This window comes from Bathymodiolus platifrons methanotrophic gill symbiont (genome assembly GCF_002189065.1).
Classification (GTDB): domain Bacteria; phylum Pseudomonadota; class Gammaproteobacteria; order Methylococcales; family Methylomonadaceae; genus Methyloprofundus.
Genome location: NZ_BDMN01000238.1, coordinates 1 through 22310, shown reverse-complemented (window position 1 = coordinate 22310; position 22310 = coordinate 1). Strand labels below are relative to the sequence as shown.

Below are 22310 nucleotides of genomic sequence, written 5' to 3'. Positions count from 1 at the left end.
CGACAGGGCAATTCGCTGATTCGACGTGTGCTAGCAGCACGCGAGAGGAGCAAGAATTGCATTCCGAATAGCCGTCCAGCCAGTGAGGTAGTAATGACGAAGCGGCTTTTGTGCGTAGTCGTTGCGGACGCAGGGCGTTCAGGGCATCTCCCATCCGCTGCGTAGGTGAACGAATTATGGCGACAGGAGTCCCGGAATTTCGTGAGGTAGCATGGCGCGCCTGGCCTTCTATGGCTTTAACGCCTTCATCAGCATATCCATCTAGTAAGGCGTTTAAGACTTTTTGAGCTGTTTCTGAATACTTGGTAAAGTAATTGCGTTTTTTAACATTATTAGCACGCTCTTGTCGCGTTAATGCGGGCTGGTCAAAGGCAATGTGGCAAATAAGATCGAATGGATCAAGATCTTTGCTTATATCATCGTCCAACGCTCCCCAAATAACGCCTTCTACCGCTAATTCATCAATAATAACTTGCTTTCGATCAGCATCTTGCCATTTTTGAATAAAATCATCTAGTGAAGAGTATTGTTTTAATATTGTATTACGGGTGTAATCTTTAAAGGATTCGGTGACTAGCTTGCCATCGGTATCGTAATACTGCACTCTTTCGGCTATTTTCTTAACTGTAATGCCAGAAACTTGAAATTTAATAAAGCGACTTTCATCTTCACCCCAGTCGGTATTTATTTCGCCTGTGTCAAAATTATCACTGCGAGGGTCATACTCAGGTTCTGGTTCATTGGTACCTAACAGATCATTATTCGATATATTTTCATCAGCTCCTGTAAGCTCAGTGATAAAGTCATCACACTCCTCATCAATGATAACTTCAGGTTTGGTATTCAATATTTTTTCAGGCGGCCCATCAAAATCTTCATCGGCAAAAAGCTCGGTGGCTTTTTTAAAGTCTAAAATGGTGAACCAGAGTTTGTTGTATTTTTCGTCGATACGCGTGCCACGACCAATAATTTGTTTAAATTTCGTCATGGATTGAATGTTTTGATCCAGCACAATAAGTTTACAGGTTTTAGCATCGACTCCTGTACTCATTAATTCTGATGTTGTGGCAATAACAGGGTAGGCTTTCTTTGGATTAATAAAATTATCTAGCTGGGCCTTACCAATTTCATCATCGCCTGTAATTTTCATGACATATTTATCATTTTTAGCGACTTGACCTGGATTTAAATTAATTAATGCACGGCGCATACGTTCGGCATGATCTATATCGTTACAGAAAACAATGGTTTTTGCCATTGGGTCTGTACGTTTTAAATAACTGGTAATGGTTTGTGCAACTAATTCGGTACGTTCATTTATTACTAAAGTACGATCAAAATCTTTTTGGTTAAAGATGCGGTCATCAATCAGTTCACCCTTTTTATCGACCTGTCCTTTAGTTGGTCGTCAGCCTTGCAAATCGATGTCTATATCTACTCTTACAACTTTGTAGGGTGCTAGGAAACCATCCTCGATACCTTGTTTTAAGGTGTAAGTGAAAACTGGCTCACCGAAGTAATCAATATTTGAAACTTCTTCTGTTTCTTTAGGTGTTGCAGTTAAACCGATTTGAGTGGCTGAGCTAAAATATTCCAATATTTCACGCCACGCACTATCCTCAGCAGCACTCCCTCTATGACACTCGTCAATAATAATTAAATCAAAGAAGTCTTTATCAACTTGCTTATAGGCTTTTTGGTTTTCTTCGGGCCCTGTTAACGCCTGATATAGGGCAAGGTGTATCTCAAAAGCAGGGTCAACTGTACGCCCAGTTACTTTAGTCATTGCCTGACCGAAGGGTTGAAAGTCATTGATACGGGTTTGATCAACCAGAATATTTCGATCAGCCAAAAATAAAATACGTTTTTTCTGACGAGCCTTCCATAAACGCCAGATGATTTGAAAAGCGGTGTAAGTTTTACCCGTACCAGTCGCCATGACTAGTAATATACGGTTTTTATCCTTTGAAACCGCTTCGATGGTTTTATTAATGGCTTGTAACTGATAATAACGCGGTGTTTTACCGCTGCCATCATCATGGTAGTTTTGGGTGATTAGTGGTAATTGTGCTGCTGTGAATCCACGAAATTTACAATACTTTTGCCAAAGCTGCTCTGGCGAGGGAAAGTCTGATAATTGAATCTGTGTTTCGAGTTGATCTGTGTTGGTCTTGTCGTGAAAGATAAACCCATCGCCGTTAGATGAAAACACAAAGGGTACTTCCAGTAATCGAGCATAATCTAGCCCTTGCTGTATGCCTTTGCCAACCTCGTGTTTATTGGCTTTAGCTTCAATGACCGCTAATGGAATATTGGGTTGATGATATAGCACTATATCAGCTGATTTGACCGTCTTGCGTACACCAAGCTGGCCACGTACGATAACTTTACCATCACGTAACTTAACCTCTTGGCGGATTTGTGTCATCAAATCCCAGCCTGCATTTTGTACGGCTGGCATGATGTATTTGCTGATGATGTCAGTTTCGCTGAGTGATTTTTTGTCCATATGGGTACTATTCCTTTACTGAATTAAAGCTATATTTTAATAATAGCTTACTTTCAGCGGAGTGATTAGCTGGTTAGTAGCAATAATATTAAGGAGTTATACAACAGTCGTCAAATCTAACGAATATTGAATTATCCAAGTACTTTGAAATGAATTTTTTGTTAAGAGGCGCGAGTGTAAACTTTTCTCACATCTCTTGAGATTATATAAAATTTTATATAAACTAGACAAAAATAAACAAGGAGATCAGAAGTGGCCCTAAAATTTTACGAAAGTCCTTTTCATGCGACTGAAACCGCTGAAGTCGCAAGCAATATGGTTTTACGCGCTGACATTACTATCATGATTAGAGATATTATTGAACGTCAAGGCTGGACACAGCAACAAGCTGCTAAAGAACTCAGCTTAAGCCAGCCTCGCGTTTCAGACATTATGAATGGCAAAATAGAAAAATTCACCTTGGATTTTTTAGTTACCGTTCTTGATACCCTTGGATTTAAAGCTCGCTTTACTTTTGGCGATATCAATAGTGCAAATATTGATATAAGGCGCGTCAAAAGCGAATCTATTTAATTTTTAACTCACTCTTAAGCTCTTTATACCTAGCTTTTGCAGTTTTCATTGCCTGCTTATCCACTCCATTCGTTGTTTTTTCAAATGAATGGAGTACAAATACCACATCCAAATATTTAGCAGTATAGATACACCTAAAAGCAGGGTGTCCGTTTATCTTCAACTCTATAATACCAGCACCTATACTGCTTAATGATGTGATGATTAAAAATGGCTTCTTATTTTTTTGAATAGCTCTCAGGCTTGTTCCAAATTCACTCTGTATATCCTTTGGCAGGTCTTTATACTCTCTTTCAGCGGCAGCATTAACAAATGCAAATTTCTTTTCGGTCACTATTATGCCTCCTCAATTCGGATAATAAGTTCATAAACGTTGTGTAGTGCTAGCATTACACAACTGAATAGTACTTATAATGAGACTCTAAAATCTACCCACATTTGCTCTCCCCACAATTCAAACAAGTCATACAACCATCCATCAATACTAGGGCTTTAGTCTGGCATTTAGTACAAAGTTGGGCTTGCTCAGGAAAGTCATTACTTTCATCAGCCTGCTCGCCATGTTTGGCTTCAAACTCTTTGCGCTTTTCGGCAAGAAATTGTTTCTGATGTGCTTCCAGTTCTATGTCCTTTAACATGCCGATCTGCTTCATATGTTGCTCAATCGCATGACCGATTTCAGCCACTAAAGAAGGCATATAGACACCGCCTTTTTTGAAATAGCCACCTTTAGGATCAAACACAGCTTTTAGCTCTTCAACCATAAAGGTGATATCTCCCCCTTTACGAAAGACGGCTGAAATAACCCGGGTTAAGGCAAGTACCCATTGAAAATGCTCCATATTTTTGGAGTTAATAAATACTTCATAGGGGCGACGTTCTTCGTGCTCGGTGCCCATATTCAGGATCATGTCATTCACTGTGATATACAGGGCATGTTCTGATTGCGGGGTTTTAATTTTATAGGTCGAGCCAAACAACATTTCCGGGCGTAATACATGCTCGTCCATGCTAATAACATCTGGCTTTTCTTTCTCTTTTACTGCTGCTTGCTGTTCTTCTTTGGTAACGACTTTAAAGCCGACAATTTTTTTATCTATTTTTATGCTCATTTTTTCTGCCTTAGAATTTTCCGTAGTAGCCTTCTTTTAAGGCATCAAACAAATTAGCTGCACTGTGCATTTCACCATCGTATTCAATTTCTTCATTACCTTTTAATTCGATCACATGGCCATCTTCCAGAGTAAATTGATAGGTGGTATTTTCCAGGTCTGACTCTTTTACCAGTACACCTTGAAAAGCTTCAGGATTAAAACGGAAAGTTGTGCAACCTTTTAAGCCCTGCTCATACGCATACATATAGACATCTTTAAAATCTTCGTATGGAAAGTCTGTGGGTACATTAGCTGTTTTTGAAATCGATGAATCGATCCATACTTGTGCTGCCGCTTGTACATCCACATGTTGTTTAGGCGTAATCGCATCTGCAGTAATAAAGTACTCCGGTAATTGTTCGTCTGCCTGTTCGCTATAGGGCATCGCCTTATCATTAACCAGAGCACGATAAGCGAGTAATTCAAAAGAAAAAACATCGATTTTTTCTTTGCTCTTTTTGCCTTCACGAATGACATTACGCGCATAATGATGAGCAAAACTGGGCTCAATTCCATTACTGGCATTATTGGCTAATGAGAGTGAAATCGTGCCTGTTGGAGCAATTGAACTATGGTGAGTAAAGCGCGCTCCCTGTTCGGCTAATTGTGCAACCAATTCAGGCTCTTCCTGTGCCACCAGTTGCATATAACGACTGTATTTTGCATGTAATACTTTTCCTGCAATCTCATCGCCGGCCTTATAACCGTCAGTTACCATTTCTGGGCGTTTATGTAACATGGAGCCAGTCACTTTATAAGTCTGCTCAAGAGCGGGGGCAGTGCCTTTTTCTTTAGCTAAATGAAGTGCTTCTTTCCAGCCTTCTATGGCTAAAATTTTAGTGACTTCGCTAGTAAAGCCCAATGATTCTTTATCACCATATTTCATGCCTAACATGGTTAATGTCGAGCCTAAGCCCAAATAACCCATGCCATGACGGCGTTTAGATGTGATTTCTTTGCGTTGTTTCTCTAATGGTAAGCCATTTATTTCTACAACATTATCCAGCATGCGGGTGAAAATGCGGATGGTTTTACGATAATCGGCCCAGTTAAATGATGCTTTGTCAGTAAACGGTTTTTCAATAAATCGAGTCAGGTTGATGGAGCCTAGAAGGCATGATCCATAAGGTGGGAGAGGTTGCTCTCCACATCCACGATTAACAATTGTTTCTGTAATCCATGTATCTGATTTTGGTTCATATAGATCATAAACTGTAGCAACGCCAGCATCTTCAATATTAATAATTTCAGTTGTTGCTAATTGCCCATTATCAAATGTACTTACTAAATCTCCGACTATTAACTCATCTAAACGCTTATTTCTATTTATTACTCCATTATCATTAACAGTATGAAAAATATGTGCTTCAGTAGCAAGAAGTGATTTTTTATTGGAAAATGATACTTTTAAAACAGCTACATTTTCGTGTTTTTCTACTGTTTCAACTGCCCCTGAACCATCAACCGTTGAAATAATATCACCTTCTTTAATCGCTTCAACTTTTCGTAAGCCTTGAGGTGTATGTACTAGCGTACCTTCTGCTAGACAAGGATTTGTCGCCCGAATATCTTCACAAAACCAGTTATTATTCATTTCATTGACTTTATCAATCAGAATAAATCCTGGCTCAGCATAGTCATAAGTTGAAGACATGATAATGTCCCACAAACGACGGGCTGGCATTGTTTTTGTTATTTTACAGGCAACCAGACCATCTTCATTTTCAACATAGCCTTCGGTATGGGGTAAATCACGCCAGAGAATAAGTGATTCATCATTCAAATCCAGATTATCTTCTTCCCGCTCGCGTTGCATAATAGGAAAAGATAGAGGCCAGGACTTATCTTCTTTCACCGCTACAACAAATTCTGCGGTAATGAGCAAAGATAAATTAAACTGGCGTAAACGACCATCTTCACGTTTAGCACGGATAAATTCAACGACATCTGGATGGCCTATATCAAAAGTCGCCATTTGTGCGCCACGTCGCCCACCCGCAGATGAAACGGTAAAACACATTTTGTCGTAAATATCCATAAAGGACAGCGGGCCTGAGGTATATGCACCTGCTCCCGAGACATATGCATCCTTAGGTCTTAAGGTGGAAAATTCATAACCGATGCCACAGCCTGCTTTTAACGTAAGCCCCGCTTCATGTACCTTGCCAAGGATATCATCCATCGAATCGACAATAGAACCTGAAACAGTACAGTTTATAGTCGAAGTCGCTGGTTTGTGTTCGTGTGCACCTGCATTAGAAATAATTCGTCCGGCTGGAATAACACCCTGACGTAAAGCCCATAAAAACTCTTTATAGTATGAATCCTGTTTGGCTTTACCTTTTTCAACACTGGATAAGGCTTTAGCAACTCGTTGATAAGTCTCATCAATACTGCCATCAATAGCAGCGCCTGATTTGGTTTTTAAGCGATATTTAGTATCCCATATGTCGGCTGAAGCATCTTGTAAGGGGATATCGGTAATGGCATCCAAGTCAGTACTTAACTTTGTTGGCATATCTATTCCTTGTTTCTAAGTATATTGTCTCGACATGACATAATTTTCCTCTGCTACCTTATTAAGCAAGGAAACCTTGTGCCACGGCAGGCATGGGCATGTTCTAATTTTGAGGCTGTAGTATAACACAAGATATAGTGCTTAAAAATATTCTAAACACTATATAGGGGGTATTCATCTAAAAATAACATTCATCGTACTCGCGTGTTATGAAGACTGCCTAGCGATTAAAATAGGCTAATAGCCAGAGGAGTGACAGCGCTTTAGCTTTTTTAGTAACAACAATAGCTAAAACTAATTTAATGCCTTATATATTCCTGACTACCCACAACTCTCAGCTAATTGACAAAAAAGTGATATTGCTGCCATCGGACTCCTCAATAGATAGCCAGCTTGTAGTTTTAAAATATCAACCTTATGTAGCCCGCATGAAGTTTACGGAATGCGGGAAATCGACGCGATACCCTCCCGTATTACGCAGAGCTTCATACGGGCTATATTATACTTTCAGTCGTTTATAGTGCTTTATAACGGTTAACTGCGGATTCTAGGTTGAACGATATTACAAGTTGCAGTATTGGCTAATATCAACCTCATCAATCTGTACAGGATTGAGATATTGTTCGGCATATTGCTGATAAATCCCACTGCTTAAAAACAGTCTGAATACATCAGGATCTATATGCTTAGGAATAAGCACGAAACAACTTCCCGATATTAATTATTCTTGAGGAATTGCACGGTAATTCCATTTTGGTAAATGTGTATCAAATACAATCGGCATTATTTCTTTGAAGTCAGCGGCATATTTTCGTCCTGTCTCGTATATTTTGTCGAGTATGTGAACAATTGTTGTTAGTCCTTTTGACGTTGATGTTCTAGAAATCAATGTTTTAACTGTTTCAACCGAGTCAAATACAACACCTTCACAAGCACGAGTCACATGAGGAAAAAAACGATGTTCAATGGGATTATACTTGGAGGTATAAGGAGGATAGTGGGCAATCCTAATTTCCAATCCAAGTGCATTCGCAGTCTTTTGTAAATCTTCTTTAAAAATGTAGTGCCGTGAGCTGTTACTCCCTCCACCATCGCAAAGGATCAACAATGATTTTGCTTTAGGATAATGAATAATACCCTCGTTTACCCACCATTGAAATAAGCTATCACAGGCAAATTCACTGGTATCATGACTCGTTCCAAGCGTGATATATCCTGTGTTTCGTTTGAGGTCATAAAACCCATGAGGAATAACACTGCCTGTTGCAGAGCTAGGGAAATCATGATCATTCGTTTGAATGGCTGCTTGTGTATAGAGCGATCCATTACGATAAAAAGTACCCAATAACTCTTTCTTTTTGGTATCCATACTAATAACAGGGTTTCCCGCATCCAGGTAGTCCTGCTTCAATTGGGTAATATTTTCAAATTGAGCATTGCGGTCAGGATGACCACCCATCGTAATGTTTTTCTGGGCTTTGCGCTTAACATATTCATGTTTTTTTAATAAATATCGAACGATATTACGACTGACAGAATAACCCTTTTTTAATAATTCACTGACGATTTCACGCGGCTTTAGATAAGTCCACCTAATAGATGAATTCATTGGATTGCCTGCTGTATGCTGTTGAAGAATATCTAAAAAGTCTTGATCTATTCCACTGTATTCAGGGGTAGAGGTCTTTTTTTTCGACCGCCTCCAGGTTGTCTGATTCCTGTTATATCCAGTTCTAATTCGGTGAGTTCTTTTTTTCCTTGGCGGATAGTTTTTGGGTCACACTCTAATAAAGCTGAAATATAGTTAACGCCACCATGAGATAATTTTTCACTTTCAATGGCGGCATACCGTCGCTTATTTTTTTCACAAAGTGAGTCATAAAATTTCTTCATCGACTTTTCGATATTTTTTTTATAAGGAAATGACATAAGACAACCACTGAGTAATAAATTAAGATAACCTTAATTTAGGGGAGATATTTCATTATTCAAGCTTGGCTGCTTCAGGATGTTATTTCGTGCACATTCCTTATCTTTAACCATAAAACTCATAATGCGTATTGCTTCACTTAGCGTTTTAGCTTTTTTATACGGTCTGTCAGAAGCGGTCAGTGCTTCAAAAATATCCGCTAATGCCATTATCCTTGCTGTTACCGGCATTTCATTACCAGTTAAGCGCTTAGGATAACCGGTACCATCCATTTTTTCATGGTGGCTTCCGGCAATTGCAGGTACTTCTGTCAAATGCTTAGGGTATGGCAGATTCTCCAGCATAATAATGGTTTGTACTATATGGTCATTGATTTTAAAGCGCTCTTCCGCAGTGAGTGTGCCCCGCTCGATGCCTAGGTTATACAATTCGCCACGATTATATTTGTATTCAGGCACATCCATACGAAAACCCCAGGCATTGTCTTCTGCCATTTTATCGCTTTCGTTGCGCTCAATGATATGTTCGACTTTGTCAGCGAGTAAATTTTCTTCAGTTGGCAATGTTGTTTCTGGCGCTCTTTGTTTACGCTGGCTTTCTTCCCAGGAAATACCGAGCCTATCATCTAGTGTCCTGGTCCATGTATAGTCGGCAATTTCTGCAAGACGCTCAATCTTTTCCGGCGCCATAAATTCACCGCCTTCATTACATTCGGCAATAAAAGCAAAATCCTGATCCAGCTTTTGTAATTTATTGTTCAGGTCTGTACGCAGTGTATCTGGGTTTCCACCATTAGCAACTTGCTGCCAATACCGAATTTCGGCATCTCTTTTTAAAACCTCGACTCGCATTCTAATTTCGTCGCTTTATCAACCACGTATTCAGGCGTGGTTACTTTTCCGCAATCATGCAACCAACTGGCTATATATAAGGACTCCCATTGCTCTTCATTGAGTTGAAAATTCTGAAAAGGAGCGTCATTACTGGCACAAGCCGCCTGTGCGATAAGTTTGGTTATTTCTGGCACTCGCGCACAGTGCCCGCCGGTATATGGTGATTTAGAGTCAATCGCACCGGCTATCAATTTAATAAAGGATTCCAGCAAGGCCTTCTGTAGCATAAGCAACTGGCGACTTTCTAGGGAAACTGCCGCAAAGCCCGACAGTGCTTGAACAAAGGAAATATGCTGCTCGCCATTATTTTTTTTATCAGCTTGATTTTTGTACAATAAACACAGTATGCCAATCGTTTCCTCTTGTCTGTTACGTAAAGGTAGAGCAATCATTTGTGCAGTATCTGTTGCCAATTTATCTAACAGAGCATTTAATTGGCTAGGCTGCTTTGATGATAGTTCGATAACACTGCTGGCTTTTTTATCTAAGGAATAAGCACGAAACAACTTCCCGATATTAATTATTCTTGAGGAATTGCACGGTAATTCCATTTTGGTAAATGTGTATCAAATACAATCGGCATTATTTCTTTGAAGTCAGCGGCATATTTTCGTCCTGTCTCGTATATTTTGTCGAGTATGTGAACAATTGTTGTTAGTCCTTTTGACGTTGATGTTCTAGAAATCAATGTTTTAACTGTTTCAACCGAGTGAAATACAACACCTTCACAAGCACGAGTCACATGAGGAAAAAAACGATGTTCAATGGGATTATACTTGGAGGTATAAGGAGGATAGTGGGCAATCCTAATTTCCAATCCAAGTGCATTCGCAGTCTTTTGTAAATCTTCTTTAAAAATGTAGTGCCGTGAGCTGTTACTCCCTCCACCATCGCAAAGGATCAACAATGATTTTGCTTTAGGATAATGAATAATACCCTCGTTTACCCACCATTGAAATAAGCTATCACAGGCAAATTCACTGGTATCATGACTCGTTCCAAGCGTGATATATCCTGTGTTTCGTTTGAGGTCATAAAACCCATGAGGAATAACACTGCCTGTTGCAGAGCTAGGGAAATCATGATCATTCGTTTGAATGGCTGCTTGTGTATAGAGCGATCCATTACGATAAAAAGTACCCAATAACTCTTTCTTTTTGGTATCCATACTAATAACAGGGTTTCCCGCATCCAGGTAGTCCTGCTTCAATTGGGTAATATTTTCAAATTGAGCATTGCGGTCAGGATGACCACCCATCGTAATGTTTTTCTGGGCTTTGCGCTTAACATATTCATGTTTTTTTAATAAATATCGAACGATATTACGACTGACAGAATAACCCTTTTTTAATAATTCACTGACGATTTCACGCGGCTTTAGATAAGTCCACCTAATAGATGAATTCATTGGATTGCCTGCTGTATGCTGTTGAAGAATATCTAAAAAGTCTTGATCTATTCCACTGTATTCAGGGGTAGAGGTCTTTTTTTTCGACCGCCTCCAGGTTGTCTGATTCCTGTTATATCCAGTTCTAATTCGGTGAGTTCTTTTTTTCCTTGGCGGATAGTTTTTGGGTCACACTCTAATAAAGCTGAAATATAGTTAACGCCACCATGAGATAATTTTTCACTTTCAATGGCGGCATACCGTCGCTTATTTTTTTCACAAAGTGAGTCATAAAATTTCTTCATCGACTTTTCGATATTTTTTTTATAAGGAAATGACATAAGACAACCACTGAGTAATAAATTAAGATAACCTTAATTTAGGGGAGATATTTCATTATTCAAGCTTGGCTGCTTCAGGAAGTTATTTCGTGCACATTCCTAAGCAGTTACCAAGCGCACTGTCTTCATCTAAAGAGATCATTTTGATTTCTTTAAGGCTTTTTATATCCTCGTCTCCGATATGCATAAAACTAGGTTCCAGAATATTTTCTTTTTCCTTATATAAATAAGTAACAGCACCGTCTGCTTCACTTATTTGCATCGTTTGCTGAGTAATGCGCTGGAGTAGTGTATCCAGGTTTTGCTCACCCGCCAGAGAATGGATTAAGGAAAGAAATTGACTGATAGTACTCTTCATCATATTCATTGCAGTAGAGAGCGCATCAACTTCTGCAATCATTGAATGTGTTTTTACCGGACTACTAAAATCAAAATTACTGATCAATTCTGCTTCATTGGCAAGAGACGGCGCAAAGGGCTGGAGACTTTGCGCGCAAACAGCCAGACAATAGGAATAGTTAACAAAATGATAATCGCCGTCATAAGCAGTGATTGATCGCGAATTTTTATCGCTGAGCTCAACAATTCTTTTTCAGGGGAGACCATCAATACAAAAAAACTATGACCTCCTGGGATGTGCATTTCACGGATGGCACCTAGCCAGGATTGCTCATTAAACTTGAAATTAAGCGATTTTGATTCAAGCTGTAAATCTATGCTTAAAAAATCCAGCACATCACTACCAAGTTCTGATAGTTTCGCCATCTTAAAACTACCATCACTAGCTTTAATAATAAGGCGACTATTGTCAGTGTAAATTAATACATCAGCATTTTTCTGGAAAACGACAATTTCGGAGCCAGGTGTAGTACTGCGGTGTTGCAGGGTATTGGAAAGCTGATCGAGGGTTACATCTGCAGCAACAACAAGGCCTTGATAAGGGGCTTGAGTCGTTAATGTTAAGCCAACTTTGTGCGAAAAATGAAATAGATATGGCGAGGTGGTCGTAGCTTGCTTGCTTTCCAGCGCCTGTTTATACCATGGCCGCTCCCGAGGGTCATAAGCCGTTTGAATAGCTGTATTTCGGGATATTTCCTGAAGCCTTGCATTATAAAATAACCGTAACAGCGAGCGCTTACCCTGTTCGTCGATATTGATCGTATCTACAATATAATTTGCTGCATCGGGGGCCTTGAAAGTCTGTCGTGTATGTTCAGAATATATCGGGCGAATAATAAAAAAGTCACCATTGGGGTAGCCAATTTGTATGGCCGATAAATTGCTATCATTTGCAAGAGCAATGCTGAATAGGTTTAATGATTGTGTAGGCGCAAGCACTGAATTTGTTTGCCCCACAGAGGAATGCGCAATAAAGCTAACAGTCTGCATAACTGATTTGCGTATACTGCCTAGTTCTAGTGTTATCTCAGTATTGATTTGGTCGAATACCTGATCGCCTGACTCAATAAGAATTTCAGAGGTTTTTTTGTAGTTTTGCCAGCTTAAAATACCACCAAACACAATAATCAAAGTAATGAATAATGAGCTGGTAGTAAAGTGAAGTGTGTAAGTAGAGTTATTTTTTGCTTTCATGTCAGACTTCCATAGAAAAGCTGCTTACCCTTCAACTTAGGGGATTTAGATATTATCTAAACACTATTCGACAAAAATCTATCCACAATAAAACCTGCAACTATGGCGCGCGAAATATATTAACTGCGTCGTTCCGTTTCAATATAATTCAACCACTGTCCTGCTGATTTTTTAGTTTTAGGGTGACGCTGTGCATTGTTAAATGCTTTTTGTGCAGGCTTTAAGTGGCCTGATTCATAATAGCTCATACCTAGCAAAATATAGGCTTCGCCAGTATGTTTTAAGCTACCTTTTTTGAGCGCTTCATTAATCGCTGTTATTGCAGCCTGCCATAATTCCTGTTCAACATGAATCCGTCCAAGCTGTAAATAAAGGTCACCTTTTTCGTGTAATGTAGAGGCTTTTTCTAATGCATTGATTGCGTGTTTATATTCTCTAGCATTAGTCCACGCATTAGCAAGCAACTCCCAGTTTGTAGACGTTTGTTTTACATTTTGTATATCCAGTTCCTTACTTAACAATAAGGCTGCCTGATAAGGCTGGTTATTATATAGAAACAGATTAAATAGCTGCAAAATATCGGATTCCGAACCAATAAAGCCTTTTTTATAGGCTAAATGCTTTATCGTTAATGCATTGCGATGCTGCTGTAATTGTTGGTAAATGGATGCCAACTGTTGCCAATAGTTTTTTTTATTCGGGTATTGAGTAATAAGCCGTCGTAACACACCTGCTGCTACCGAGTAATTTTCCAGCTCGTAATACAATGCAAGATTTAATTGTAACCAGCTTTCTTTCGGACGTTTAGAGTGTTTAATAACATACTCTATATAGGGGATGGCTTTGCGATATTGTTTTAATTGAGCGTAGGCATTAGCCAATAGAACTCTAACCTGAGTATTTTTTGTTTCTGGATGCTGTTTTAGCCAGGGAGCTAATTTATCAACTGCTTTTTGATATTGCTCAGTCGCCATATACAACTGGCCTAAATTAAGCAGGGCTTCCTGTTGCTGTTGTTCAGTTAGAGCTCCCGTTGCCAGAGCTTGTTCTAATAATTTAGCTGCCTTTTTATACTGATTTTCAAGTGCATAAACAGATGCCAGGGTACGCAGGGTAATGGCTTGTTCATAACTATTTTTATCCAGATCAGGTAATATTTTTTGTAATTTCTGTCGTGCCTGAGGATAAGCTTGCTTGCCAATAAACCCCTCAGCTTTACTCAGTTGCTTGTATAGCCAAGGCGAAATAGCGGTCGATTTTTCTGCTGCAGATAGAGAAGGCGACAGAATACACAGACTAATACTTATCAGTCCAATTTTCAGGCTATTCCTAAGCAAATTTTTCATCGGGATAGTTTAAATTCCAGGGTTTGTACAGCCCGCTGTTCAAACGCTTCACCGGCAATAACATGAGGTTTAAATTTCCATCGTTTTATTGCTTTTAATGCAGCACGATTAAAGATAGAGCTAGGGTGAGAAGCGATGACAAGCGCATCTTTTACAGTCCCTTCCTTAGTAATAGTAAACTCCACTTTTACCCAACCCTGAATACGGCGATTTGCTGCACGCATTGGATAAGTAGGAGGAATTCTCACTAAAGGAATGACATTAGTGCTGATTTTTCCAGTGCCTACTTTGAGTCCTGTTAAAACTGAGCCACCAAAACTACTGTTTTGTAAGGGGATATCCAGATTAGGCATATCCATCTCAGGTAATGCTGTTTTCGCGACTTTTGCGCTATGTGTTTGTAACTTTGGCTGTTTAGGGCGTTCTTTAGGCTTAGGCTTTTCAGGTACCAGGCGGTCTTTGCTTTGAATTTTAGAATCTCGCTTAAAACGTACAAATTCCGTCATGCGTAGATTACTGGTTTCTTTTAAGCCCTGCTGGTTATTGCTAATCATATATTGCATTGCCCAGAATAAGGCTAACGCAATGGCGATTCCTGAAAAAAGTGAGAGTACAATGCGAATCACTGTGATTCAGACTCGGTTGCAATAGCCGGATTCATAATACCTGCCAGGCGTATCTGATCAATGACCTGGACTAAATCCTGTGTTTTGGTTTCTCTATCTGCCGCAATAATCACTGAGCCAAGTGGATTTTCCATATGTAAACGCGAGACATTGGCACGCACCGCGCGAAAATCAACCAGACGTTTATCTATCCAGACATCACCATTGGCCTTAATTCCGACAATAATATTACCTTGTGCTTTAATGGCCCCTGTTTTGGCGCTGGGACGATTAACATCTATCCCTGACTCTTTGACAAATGAAGTGGTCACAATAAAGAAAATTAGCATAATAAATACAATATCCAGCATGGGAGTCATATCTATATCAGCACTTTGTTCTGATGAGGAACGATTAGCTCTGCGGCGCATAGTTTTTTATCTCAATTATGTGAACGTAGAGCGGACTTTAGTCCGCTAATCTTAAAGGGTGCATTTGATGGCGGACTAAAGTCCGCTCTACAGAGCTCACTGTGTTTAAATTAATGATATTTTAATAAATCAGCCAGGTGATGAGATTCATCACTGACACGTTCTTCTATCAATTTACTGAAATATAACCCAGCTATGGCAATGACCATACCAGCCATAGTCGGTATGGTTGCTTTAGATACACCGGCCGCCATGGCACGGGCAGTGCCTGTACCCGTTACCGCCATAACATCAAACACATCAATCATACCGGTTACTGTGCCTAATAAACCAAGTAAAGGGCATAAGGCAATGAGTACTTTTATAACCGAAACATTATGGTTCATCTGGATTAATGCCTTAGAAATCAACTCCTGGCGAATAAATAAAGCATAGGCTGATGTTTTATCATTACGCTGATCCCAGCGATCAAGACAGCTAGAGCGCAAGGCAGGATAATTTTGTTTAAAAAAAATCAGTCGTTCAATAATCAGGCACCATAAACAAATAGCAACGCCTAAAATAATCCATAAAACATCACCGCCGGAGTAAAGGAAATTGCGAATGTAGTTTATAAATTCCATTATTTTCCTGCGCGACGGCTCATGATTCCTGCACTTTGTTCATCTAAAATCTGCACTAGTGCTTTGCTGCGCGAGGACACTAAATTGTGTAAAAATAATAAAGGAATGGCGACACACAAGCCTAACATAGTAGTTACTAATGCCTGAGAGATGCCGTCAGCCATCAGCTTAGGATCACCAGTACCAAATAAACTAATAGATTGAAAGGTGGCAATCATGCCTGTTACTGTTCCTAATAATCCTAATAAAGGCGCAACGGCAGCAAGCAGCTTAATCATAGAGAGCCCTTTTTCAAGACTAGGCACTTCACGGGTAATGGCTTCATCCAATATCAATTCCAATGCAGCGGCATCTTGTGTTGAACTCTGCTCTGTTGCGACCAATACGCGGCCTAAAGGATTATCATCAGAGGCTGCTTCAGCGCTCATTTGTTGCTTCATTTTATGACCAGTACTAGCCAGAATAATCAGGCGTAATACGGCATATAGAAAACCTATCACTCCTAAAATCAGAATAATGTAACCAACCACTCCACCTTGCTGAATTCGTTCTTGCGTATCAGGTGTTTGAATCAGCATGCTGAGCATAACACCACGAGTTGGATCGACAGCAATAGGTGCTAAACCCGATGTATCATTAGTAAATGAATCCAGTAAATCTAGATATTTGCTTGCTGGCTGTCGGGCTAGACTGACCAGTATTTTGGTTTCAGGTGAATAACGTAAATAGCTGTTGTTAGCAATGGCATTAAATGACCCAATACGGGTGACTTCTGCATCTTGTCTATTGCCGTCAGCAAGTTGAATCTCACGTTTAAAACGAACAACTTTTCCTGATTCAGTCATTTCCTGCTGTAAGGTGAACCACAGATTTTCCAGCTGATCTATCGTTGGTAGGGCTTTACTTTCAATCATGCTATCCAATTGTTCGGCACGATCAGGATATTGCGCAGAAACCATTGAGTTGAGTAAATCTGCTTTCAAATCACCAGCTGCCTGTCTAGCTACACCAAATAACTCACCTAGTTCACCGCTACGTTCTTTTAATTGAACTTCAAACTTGCCTAGTATTTCTTCGTTAGCTTCCAGATGTTCTGTTAATTGGCGGCTCAACCTTTCCTGTTTTGCCAGTTCAGTCTGGGCCGCTTTTAATAATTGTTGCTGAGTCTGTTTTTCGGCAAGGAACTCTGCTTCACGAGCGTTATTAATCTTGCGCTCAACAATTTGTCTTTGTTTAACATCTTGTAATAATTGATCCAGACCCTGATGCCCTGCCCAGGCGTGATTAGATAATAAAAGAGTTAGAAAAAAACTGATAACTAGTCTCATTGAGTAACCCCTGTTGCTGTCGAAACCGGTAAGGTTAATAAATCAGGCGCGGCTTCTTTGCGTGCTATGCGCAAACCCTGACGGATAGCATTACGATATTCTGTCGGTAAAGTTTCCCAGTGTTTTTCTGTATTATTCCAGAACCCCGTTTCACTACCATCAAGGCGTTGATAGTACAGAGCTACACGACCAAGGCGTAAAAAATCTACTGAGCTAATATTTCCTTCTAATTCTAGATTGGCACGATACGCCTCTATGGTATTACCGTAATCATTTTCTATTTGATAAGCTTCAATAATGCGCCGAAATTTTTCCGCATTACTTACATCAGCTCTGGTGATCATGTCTTTTAAGTCTGTCACACGCTGCTTACGTTCATCAGGCAGGAAGGGTAAATCCAGTTGTACAAATTGTTCCAGGCTTTCTTGCATATTCAAGATTAGCGGTACAATTTCACGTTGTGTTGTTTCAATTTGTTCAAGTTGCTGTTCAAAGGATGCTTTTTCTGCTTCTTGAGAATCAAGTAAAGCCTTTAAATGAGCATTATAGGTCAATAGTGTTTTTGTTTGCCGAGTTGCTGAACGAAATTCCTCCAGCATCTTGCGTGTACGGTCATCCAGGCCATCTATATTTTTTTGCGACTTGACCGCATTTTTTTGAATGGTATTTTCAGTCTGTATCGTTTGCGAGAGCGTATCAGCAAAAACAGCAACTGAAGTTAAACTTAATACTGATGACGCTAGTAATATTTGGCATTTACGGGATAAAAAAAGCATAACTATAAATATTTTTATCAAATGGGAAGAGTTACAAAAAACTTTAACACAGTCTGTATAAAATACAATGCGCTATATGACACACCTGCTATCTGTAGGGCGAGACCTTAGTTTCAAAGCCAGGCTTGCAGTATGGCGGGCTGAAGCCTCGCTCTACAGTTGTTTATGTGTGACCGGTTGGTTCAGGAAAACTCCTTATAGCTCTATGATGCGCTATAAGGAATCACTGACAGTACGGTGATAAAAAGGCCATTTAGTGACATGTAAATATTTCCTGATCGGTGACTTAATAACCGAGACACACAGAGCAATAGAAAATAAGCACCAGACAGCTGCAAATTCATTAGGGTCATCTGTTAGAGCATCTGAAATCCATGGACCAACCATGCAATGAAACAGAACAAAACGATATGAACCATATAAGAAAGGTAAGTAAAACCCGATCCAGAGATAGACAAAGCCATGCAAGCCACCTTCAAACCCCGGCAACCAGGATACAGGAGGGGACATGATATCATTTAAAGGTATTTGCCATGCAATATGCCATGCACCTGATGTTGAACATATTTGTGTACCACATACAGCCTCAGTCCCGATAACACAAAGACCAGCCCAGGCAAACGGCATCATTTTCACAATCATTGCTAATGCTGCCACAGCACATAAAGTGTATACCGTGGTTCTGATTTTTAACTTAACGCTTTCAGGAATAAAGTACATCGCCACCATATTGATAAAGAAGGGCTGGAAAGCGATATGCATATAGCCAAACAGCGTAAGTATCTGGTTGGTCGGCGAGTTGCATTCGTCAATGTAGACATAGGTGAATGCTTGTAATAGTTCCATTAAAGCGAAAAAAGTTAATGGAATCCATAACTCCTTCGATTCATTTTTTAACGCGACATAGGCAGCAGTACCCAGTCCAACGGCGGCCAAAACTGCTGATGCTTCTCCACTCCAACACATAGTAAACTCTTAATATAAACGTAATATTCTTAAATATAGGAAGGCCAGTTTATTCAATGCGCATAGAACGAAATTACACTCGTCAGTAGCACAGAAGGTAAGCAGGCCTTGCTATTGCATGTCGTACTGATTACTGGGGATAATTACAAGGAATCACCAACAGTACGTTGGTAAAAAGGCCATTTAGTCACATGTAAATATTTTCTAATAGGGGACTTAATAACCGAGACGCATAGAGCAATAGAAAATAAACACCATACCGCTGAATACTCATTTGGATCATCAGTTGTTACATCTAAAATCCAGGGACCGATAACATAATGAAAAGCAACAAAGCGCCATGAGCCATAAATAAAAGGTAGATAGAAGGCTGATAAAATATAAACAAAACCATGCAGCCCCCACTCAAAGCCAGGGAACCATGAAACTGGATCAGACATCAATCCGTTTAAAGGCATCTGCCATGCGATATGCCATGCACCTGAGACGGAGCAAATTTGATCGCCACAAAAACCTTCCTGGCCAATATTACAAAGTCCTGCCCACGCAAATGGAAACATTTTTACGATCATCGCCAGAGCTGCCATTGCGCAAAGTGTGTAGACCGTTGTTCTTATTTTTAACTTGACGCTTTCAGGGATAAAATACATCGCCACCATATTGACGAAAAATGGCTGGAAGGCAATATGAACATAGCCAAACAGCGTGAGAATCTGATTCTGAGGCGAGCTACAGTCATCTATATAGACATAAGTTGCGGCTTGCAATAACTCCATTAAGGCAAAATAAGTTAATGGAATCCATAACTCTTTTGACTCACCTTTAATTGCAACATACGCTGCCGTTCCCAGCCCAACAGTTGCTAAAACTGCTGATGCTTCACCACTCCAACACATACTAACCTCTTACGTAAAACTTGTTATTATTAATGAATAACCCTTCATTATACCTTATTCTATTCAGGTAAAACTTATAAATATTGTGATTATCTTTTGAGTCAGCAATTTTTATATTAGTTAAATTATTTTTTTATACTAAAATAGCTGTTTTCTATTTTCAGGCAGTATCCAGGATTAAACACAAGCTATGTCAGAAACAAGCACTAGCGATAGTCTTATCGCCTTACAGCAACTAAAAAGCTCTATCAGTGAGCAAATTATTGGCCAGGATGTTTTAGTCGAACGTATGTTAATTGCCTTACTTGCCGACGGACACATATTGGTAGAGGGAGCGCCAGGCCTGGCAAAAACACGGGCAATCAACGCGCTAAGCAATAGCATACAAGCAGACTTCCACCGCGTACAATTTACGCCTGATTTGCTACCGGCCGACCTAACAGGAACAGAAATTTATCGCCCTCAGCAAGGCAGTTTTGAATTCCAGAAAGGTCCACTGTTTCATAATCTGGTTTTAGCGGATGAAATTAACCGCTCACCAGCTAAAGTACAGGCAGCATTACTGGAAGCCATGGCCGAAAGGCAAATTACAGTGGGCAGCACAACCTACCCGTTACCACCCTTATTTTTAGTAATGGCAACGCAAAACCCGATTGAGCAAGAGGGCACCTATCCGTTACCTGAAGCACAGTTAGATCGCTTCCTACTGCATGTAAAAATCGACTACCCTCAGGCGGAGCATGAAAAACTTATTCTGCATTTAGCTCGTCGCGAAGCCTTACAAAGTAGCGCAAAAGAAAAACCAGCAACAGTTAGCATCAGTCAAGAAAGCCTTTTTGCCGCACGTAAGGAAGTACTCAATACTTATATGGCAGATAATCTGGAGGATTATTTACTACAAATTATTCTTGCAACAAGGAATCCGGGAGCCTATGGGGAGGATTTAGCTAACTGGTCGCAATATGGCGCTAGTCCGCGCGCAAGCATTGCACTAGATCGTTGCGCAAGAGCCAAAGCCTGGCTAAATGGAAAAGACTTTGTTGCTCCGGAAGATATTCAGGATATGGCATTTGATGTTTTACGGCATCGAGTGATTCTATCTTATGAAGCAGAAGCTGAAGGCATTACTAGCGATGACTTTATCCAGCAATTAATTTCCAGAATTGCTGTACCCTAATGGAAAACACCCCCAATGAATTAGTTAGCGTAACGCTGGATATGCTAATTAAACTGGCCAAACCTGCAGCATCATTAAAGCTGTTTCGTTCGCGTGTTCGTGCGCCACAGAGTGGCGGCTATGTATCACGCACTAAAGGCCGTGGTATGGAGTTCGATGAAGTGCGTATGTATCAGGCTGGCGATGATATTCGTAGTATCGACTGGCGAGTAACCGCTCGAACTGGGAAGACGCATACTAAATTATTTCGCGAGGAACGTGAGCGTCCTGTTTTTATTTCAGTTGATTACCGGGCCTCAATGCAATTTGCGACGCGTGGTGTTTTTAAATCAGTACAGGCAGCAAAACTGGCAGGCTTGCTGGCCTGGGTCGCGGAGCGACATGGCGATCGGATTGGAGGACAAATTTTCACTGATACTAGTTGTCGCGAACTAAAGCCCCAGAATGGCAAGCAGGCTGTTTTGCATTTTTTTAATGCCCTAGTCAAAACAGAAGCCAAACAGACACCCATTAATTTAGAACAAATTATTGCTCGCTTAAATCATCATGTTAAACCTGGCAGCCTAGTCTATATCATCAGTGATTTTCGCGGTATTAATCATACTATCGAAAATTATCTGGCAAAACTGGCGCGCCATTGTGATGTCATTATGATTCTGGTTTATGACCCTCTGGAAAGTCATTTGCCGGCAAAAGGTCGTTATCGATTTACTGATACCAAGACTGACATAGTGGTTGATACGAGCGACAAACAACAGATAATGAGTTATCAGGAAAAATTTTCACAACACTGCTCCTACCTACAAACACTTACCAAAAAACTCAATATCCGCTTACTGCTTTGTGCTAGTAACGATAAGCCGGTAGAAGTGCTGAGATAAGTTAAAGCTCTATAAATTGAAGCAAACAATTAAGTGGTATCAAAGAGCTCTGGGTATTTCCTATGCATGACACCATAACTATTGAGTTTTTGATTCCTGCAAGTATGCAATCATTCAGTCCCCCTCTTGGCAAGGAGGGGTTAGGGGAGGTTTTATTAGAAAAGCTCTCCTCAACTCACATTTTACAAAAGGGGATCTGAATGGTTACGCATGTATTGCAAACTTTCCCTTGCCCTGACAACAAATTGGCAACCCCCGCTGAAAATCCTGGAAACGGAGCTTTAGCGAAGTGAAGATTTTTAGTCCGCAATAGCCGTAGGGCCGGTTCTTTTGTCGGAGTCTGAGCGATAGCGAAGGTGGAGACAAAATAAAAGGCCATCCGA

General features: G+C 40.1%; 24 protein-coding genes and 1 pseudogene. 3 read left to right on the top strand and 22 right to left on the bottom strand.

The window, feature by feature from the left end:
* Positions 1-226 precede the first annotated feature (226 nt).
* A pseudogene (gene hsdR, locus CDZ78_RS13540) lies at positions 227-2509 on the bottom strand (EcoAI/FtnUII family type I restriction enzme subunit R); the annotation flags it as partial.
* 252 nt (positions 2510-2761) lie between these two features.
* Here hsdR and CDZ78_RS13535 point away from each other — a divergent pair.
* The gene (locus CDZ78_RS13535) at positions 2762-3082 is read left to right on the top strand and encodes a helix-turn-helix domain-containing protein (RefSeq protein WP_087870483.1); all 321 of its coding nucleotides are present in this window, start codon (positions 2762-2764) and stop codon (positions 3080-3082) included.
* Here the strand turns inward: CDZ78_RS13535 and CDZ78_RS13530 are convergent.
* The 20 genes from CDZ78_RS13530 to CDZ78_RS13455 form a co-directional block, all read right to left on the bottom strand.
* Entirely contained in the window at positions 3075-3416 is a 342-nt protein-coding gene (locus CDZ78_RS13530; protein ID WP_087870482.1) for a type II toxin-antitoxin system RelE/ParE family toxin, read from the bottom strand. The two genes, CDZ78_RS13535 and CDZ78_RS13530, sit on opposite strands and share 8 nt — an antisense overlap.
* Before the next feature lie 94 nt (positions 3417-3510).
* A complete protein-coding gene (locus CDZ78_RS13525) occupies positions 3511-4194 on the bottom strand; it encodes a TSCPD domain-containing protein (protein ID WP_087870481.1) in 684 nt (227 codons plus the stop codon).
* A gap of 10 nt (positions 4195-4204) precedes the next feature.
* A complete protein-coding gene (locus tag CDZ78_RS13520; protein WP_087870480.1) occupies positions 4205-6754 on the bottom strand; it encodes a ribonucleotide reductase barrel domain-containing protein in 2550 nt (849 codons plus the stop codon).
* A 562-nt stretch (positions 6755-7316) separates the two neighbouring features.
* Positions 7317-7454 (bottom strand): hypothetical protein, encoded by a 138-nt coding sequence (locus CDZ78_RS21335; RefSeq protein WP_174664580.1) that lies wholly within the window; start codon positions 7452-7454, stop codon positions 7317-7319.
* 21 nt (positions 7455-7475) lie between these two features.
* Positions 7476-8414 carry an ISAzo13 family transposase gene (locus CDZ78_RS13515; RefSeq protein WP_230990509.1) on the bottom strand — a complete coding sequence of 313 codons (939 nt, stop codon included), beginning with the start codon at positions 8412-8414 and terminating at the stop codon, positions 7476-7478.
* On the bottom strand, positions 8411-8683 hold the full coding sequence (locus CDZ78_RS23230; RefSeq protein ID WP_087868120.1) for a hypothetical protein: 273 nt from the start codon (positions 8681-8683) through the stop codon (positions 8411-8413). The genes CDZ78_RS13515 and CDZ78_RS23230 overlap by 4 nt, the downstream gene beginning before the upstream one ends.
* 33 nt (positions 8684-8716) lie before the next feature.
* Positions 8717-9535, bottom strand: coding sequence for an HD-GYP domain-containing protein (locus CDZ78_RS24340; protein WP_373862490.1), 819 nt, complete (start codon positions 9533-9535; stop codon positions 8717-8719).
* Positions 9517-10128, bottom strand: coding sequence for an HD-GYP domain-containing protein (locus CDZ78_RS24335; RefSeq protein ID WP_373862489.1), 612 nt, complete (start codon positions 10126-10128; stop codon positions 9517-9519). Before CDZ78_RS24335 ends, CDZ78_RS24340 begins: the two co-directional genes overlap by 19 nt.
* The gene (locus tag CDZ78_RS13505) at positions 10098-11036 is read right to left on the bottom strand and encodes an ISAzo13 family transposase (protein ID WP_230990505.1); all 939 of its coding nucleotides are present in this window, start codon (positions 11034-11036) and stop codon (positions 10098-10100) included. Before CDZ78_RS13505 ends, CDZ78_RS24335 begins: the two co-directional genes overlap by 31 nt.
* Entirely contained in the window at positions 11033-11305 is a 273-nt protein-coding gene (locus tag CDZ78_RS23225; protein WP_087868120.1) for a hypothetical protein, read from the bottom strand. Before CDZ78_RS23225 ends, CDZ78_RS13505 begins: the two co-directional genes overlap by 4 nt.
* A gap of 82 nt (positions 11306-11387) precedes the next feature.
* Positions 11388-11750 carry a hypothetical protein gene (locus CDZ78_RS13500; RefSeq protein WP_087870479.1) on the bottom strand — a complete coding sequence of 121 codons (363 nt, stop codon included), beginning with the start codon at positions 11748-11750 and terminating at the stop codon, positions 11388-11390.
* Positions 11747-12898, bottom strand: a complete 1152-nt coding sequence (locus tag CDZ78_RS13495) for a PDC sensor domain-containing protein (protein WP_087870478.1) — start codon at positions 12896-12898, stop codon at positions 11747-11749. The genes CDZ78_RS13500 and CDZ78_RS13495 overlap by 4 nt, the downstream gene beginning before the upstream one ends.
* Before the next feature lie 119 nt (positions 12899-13017).
* Positions 13018-14244, bottom strand: coding sequence for a tetratricopeptide repeat protein (locus tag CDZ78_RS13490; protein ID WP_087870477.1), 1227 nt, complete (start codon positions 14242-14244; stop codon positions 13018-13020).
* Positions 14241-14870 carry an energy transducer TonB gene (locus tag CDZ78_RS13485; RefSeq protein WP_087870476.1) on the bottom strand — a complete coding sequence of 210 codons (630 nt, stop codon included), beginning with the start codon at positions 14868-14870 and terminating at the stop codon, positions 14241-14243. Before CDZ78_RS13485 ends, CDZ78_RS13490 begins: the two co-directional genes overlap by 4 nt.
* Complete coding sequence (locus CDZ78_RS13480; RefSeq protein WP_087870475.1) at positions 14867-15280, bottom strand: ExbD/TolR family protein; 414 nt, start codon at positions 15278-15280, stop codon at positions 14867-14869. The genes CDZ78_RS13485 and CDZ78_RS13480 overlap by 4 nt, the downstream gene beginning before the upstream one ends.
* A gap of 110 nt (positions 15281-15390) precedes the next feature.
* Complete coding sequence (locus CDZ78_RS13475) at positions 15391-15903, bottom strand: MotA/TolQ/ExbB proton channel family protein (protein WP_087870474.1); 513 nt, start codon at positions 15901-15903, stop codon at positions 15391-15393.
* Positions 15903-17231: a MotA/TolQ/ExbB proton channel family protein gene (locus CDZ78_RS13470; protein WP_087870473.1), complete on the bottom strand. Its 1329-nt coding sequence runs from the start codon at positions 17229-17231 to the stop codon at positions 15903-15905. Before CDZ78_RS13470 ends, CDZ78_RS13475 begins: the two co-directional genes overlap by 1 nt.
* Entirely contained in the window at positions 17228-18007 is a 780-nt protein-coding gene (locus CDZ78_RS13465) for a DUF3450 domain-containing protein (RefSeq protein ID WP_087870484.1), read from the bottom strand. The genes CDZ78_RS13470 and CDZ78_RS13465 overlap by 4 nt, the downstream gene beginning before the upstream one ends.
* Positions 18008-18220: 213 nt before the next feature.
* Positions 18221-18973 carry a DUF5765 domain-containing protein gene (locus tag CDZ78_RS13460; RefSeq protein WP_087870472.1) on the bottom strand — a complete coding sequence of 251 codons (753 nt, stop codon included), beginning with the start codon at positions 18971-18973 and terminating at the stop codon, positions 18221-18223.
* Between the two features lie 143 nt (positions 18974-19116).
* Positions 19117-19869, bottom strand: a complete 753-nt coding sequence (locus CDZ78_RS13455; protein WP_087870471.1) for a DUF5765 domain-containing protein — start codon at positions 19867-19869, stop codon at positions 19117-19119.
* Between the two features lie 190 nt (positions 19870-20059).
* Here CDZ78_RS13455 and CDZ78_RS13450 point away from each other — a divergent pair, with 190 nt between their 5' ends.
* On the top strand, positions 20060-21046 hold the full coding sequence (locus CDZ78_RS13450; RefSeq protein ID WP_087870470.1) for an AAA family ATPase: 987 nt from the start codon (positions 20060-20062) through the stop codon (positions 21044-21046).
* The gene (locus CDZ78_RS13445) at positions 21046-21927 is read left to right on the top strand and encodes a DUF58 domain-containing protein (RefSeq protein WP_087870469.1); all 882 of its coding nucleotides are present in this window, start codon (positions 21046-21048) and stop codon (positions 21925-21927) included. The genes CDZ78_RS13450 and CDZ78_RS13445 overlap by 1 nt, the downstream gene beginning before the upstream one ends.
* A gap of 175 nt (positions 21928-22102) precedes the next feature.
* Here the strand turns inward: CDZ78_RS13445 and CDZ78_RS22705 are convergent.
* Positions 22103-22310 (bottom strand): hypothetical protein (locus tag CDZ78_RS22705; protein ID WP_211200769.1); only part of this gene is annotated, 208 nt, incomplete at its 5' end.

Bases quoted from the DNA above. Each gene is read 5' to 3' on its own strand.
- CDZ78_RS13525 (WP_087870481.1), bottom strand. From the start codon at position 4,194: ATGAGCATAAAAATAGATAAAAAAATTGTCGGCTTTAAAGTCGTTACC.
- CDZ78_RS13520 (WP_087870480.1), bottom strand. From the start codon at position 6,754: ATGCCAACAAAGTTAAGTACTGACTTGGATGCCATTACCGATATCCCC.
- CDZ78_RS23230 (WP_087868120.1), bottom strand. From the start codon at position 8,683: ATGTCATTTCCTTATAAAAAAAATATCGAAAAGTCGATGAAGAAATTT.
- CDZ78_RS24340 (WP_373862490.1), bottom strand. From the start codon at position 9,535: ATGCGAGTCGAGGTTTTAAAAAGAGATGCCGAAATTCGGTATTGGCAG.
- CDZ78_RS24335 (WP_373862489.1), bottom strand. From the start codon at position 10,128: ATGGAATTACCGTGCAATTCCTCAAGAATAATTAATATCGGGAAGTTG.
- CDZ78_RS23225 (WP_087868120.1), bottom strand. From the start codon at position 11,305: ATGTCATTTCCTTATAAAAAAAATATCGAAAAGTCGATGAAGAAATTT.
- CDZ78_RS13495 (WP_087870478.1), bottom strand. From the start codon at position 12,898: ATGAAAGCAAAAAATAACTCTACTTACACACTTCACTTTACTACCAGC.
- CDZ78_RS13490 (WP_087870477.1), bottom strand. From the start codon at position 14,244: ATGAAAAATTTGCTTAGGAATAGCCTGAAAATTGGACTGATAAGTATT.
- CDZ78_RS13480 (WP_087870475.1), bottom strand. From the start codon at position 15,280: ATGCGCCGCAGAGCTAATCGTTCCTCATCAGAACAAAGTGCTGATATA.
- CDZ78_RS13475 (WP_087870474.1), bottom strand. From the start codon at position 15,903: ATGGAATTTATAAACTACATTCGCAATTTCCTTTACTCCGGCGGTGAT.
- CDZ78_RS13470 (WP_087870473.1), bottom strand. From the start codon at position 17,231: ATGAGACTAGTTATCAGTTTTTTTCTAACTCTTTTATTATCTAATCAC.
- CDZ78_RS13465 (WP_087870484.1), bottom strand. From the start codon at position 18,007: ATGCTTTTTTTATCCCGTAAATGCCAAATATTACTAGCGTCATCAGTA.
- CDZ78_RS13460 (WP_087870472.1), bottom strand. From the start codon at position 18,973: ATGTGTTGGAGTGGAGAAGCATCAGCAGTTTTGGCCGCCGTTGGACTG.
- CDZ78_RS13455 (WP_087870471.1), bottom strand. From the start codon at position 19,869: ATGTGTTGGAGTGGTGAAGCATCAGCAGTTTTAGCAACTGTTGGGCTG.
- CDZ78_RS13450 (WP_087870470.1), top strand. From the start codon at position 20,060: ATGTCAGAAACAAGCACTAGCGATAGTCTTATCGCCTTACAGCAACTA.
- CDZ78_RS13445 (WP_087870469.1), top strand. From the start codon at position 21,046: ATGGAAAACACCCCCAATGAATTAGTTAGCGTAACGCTGGATATGCTA.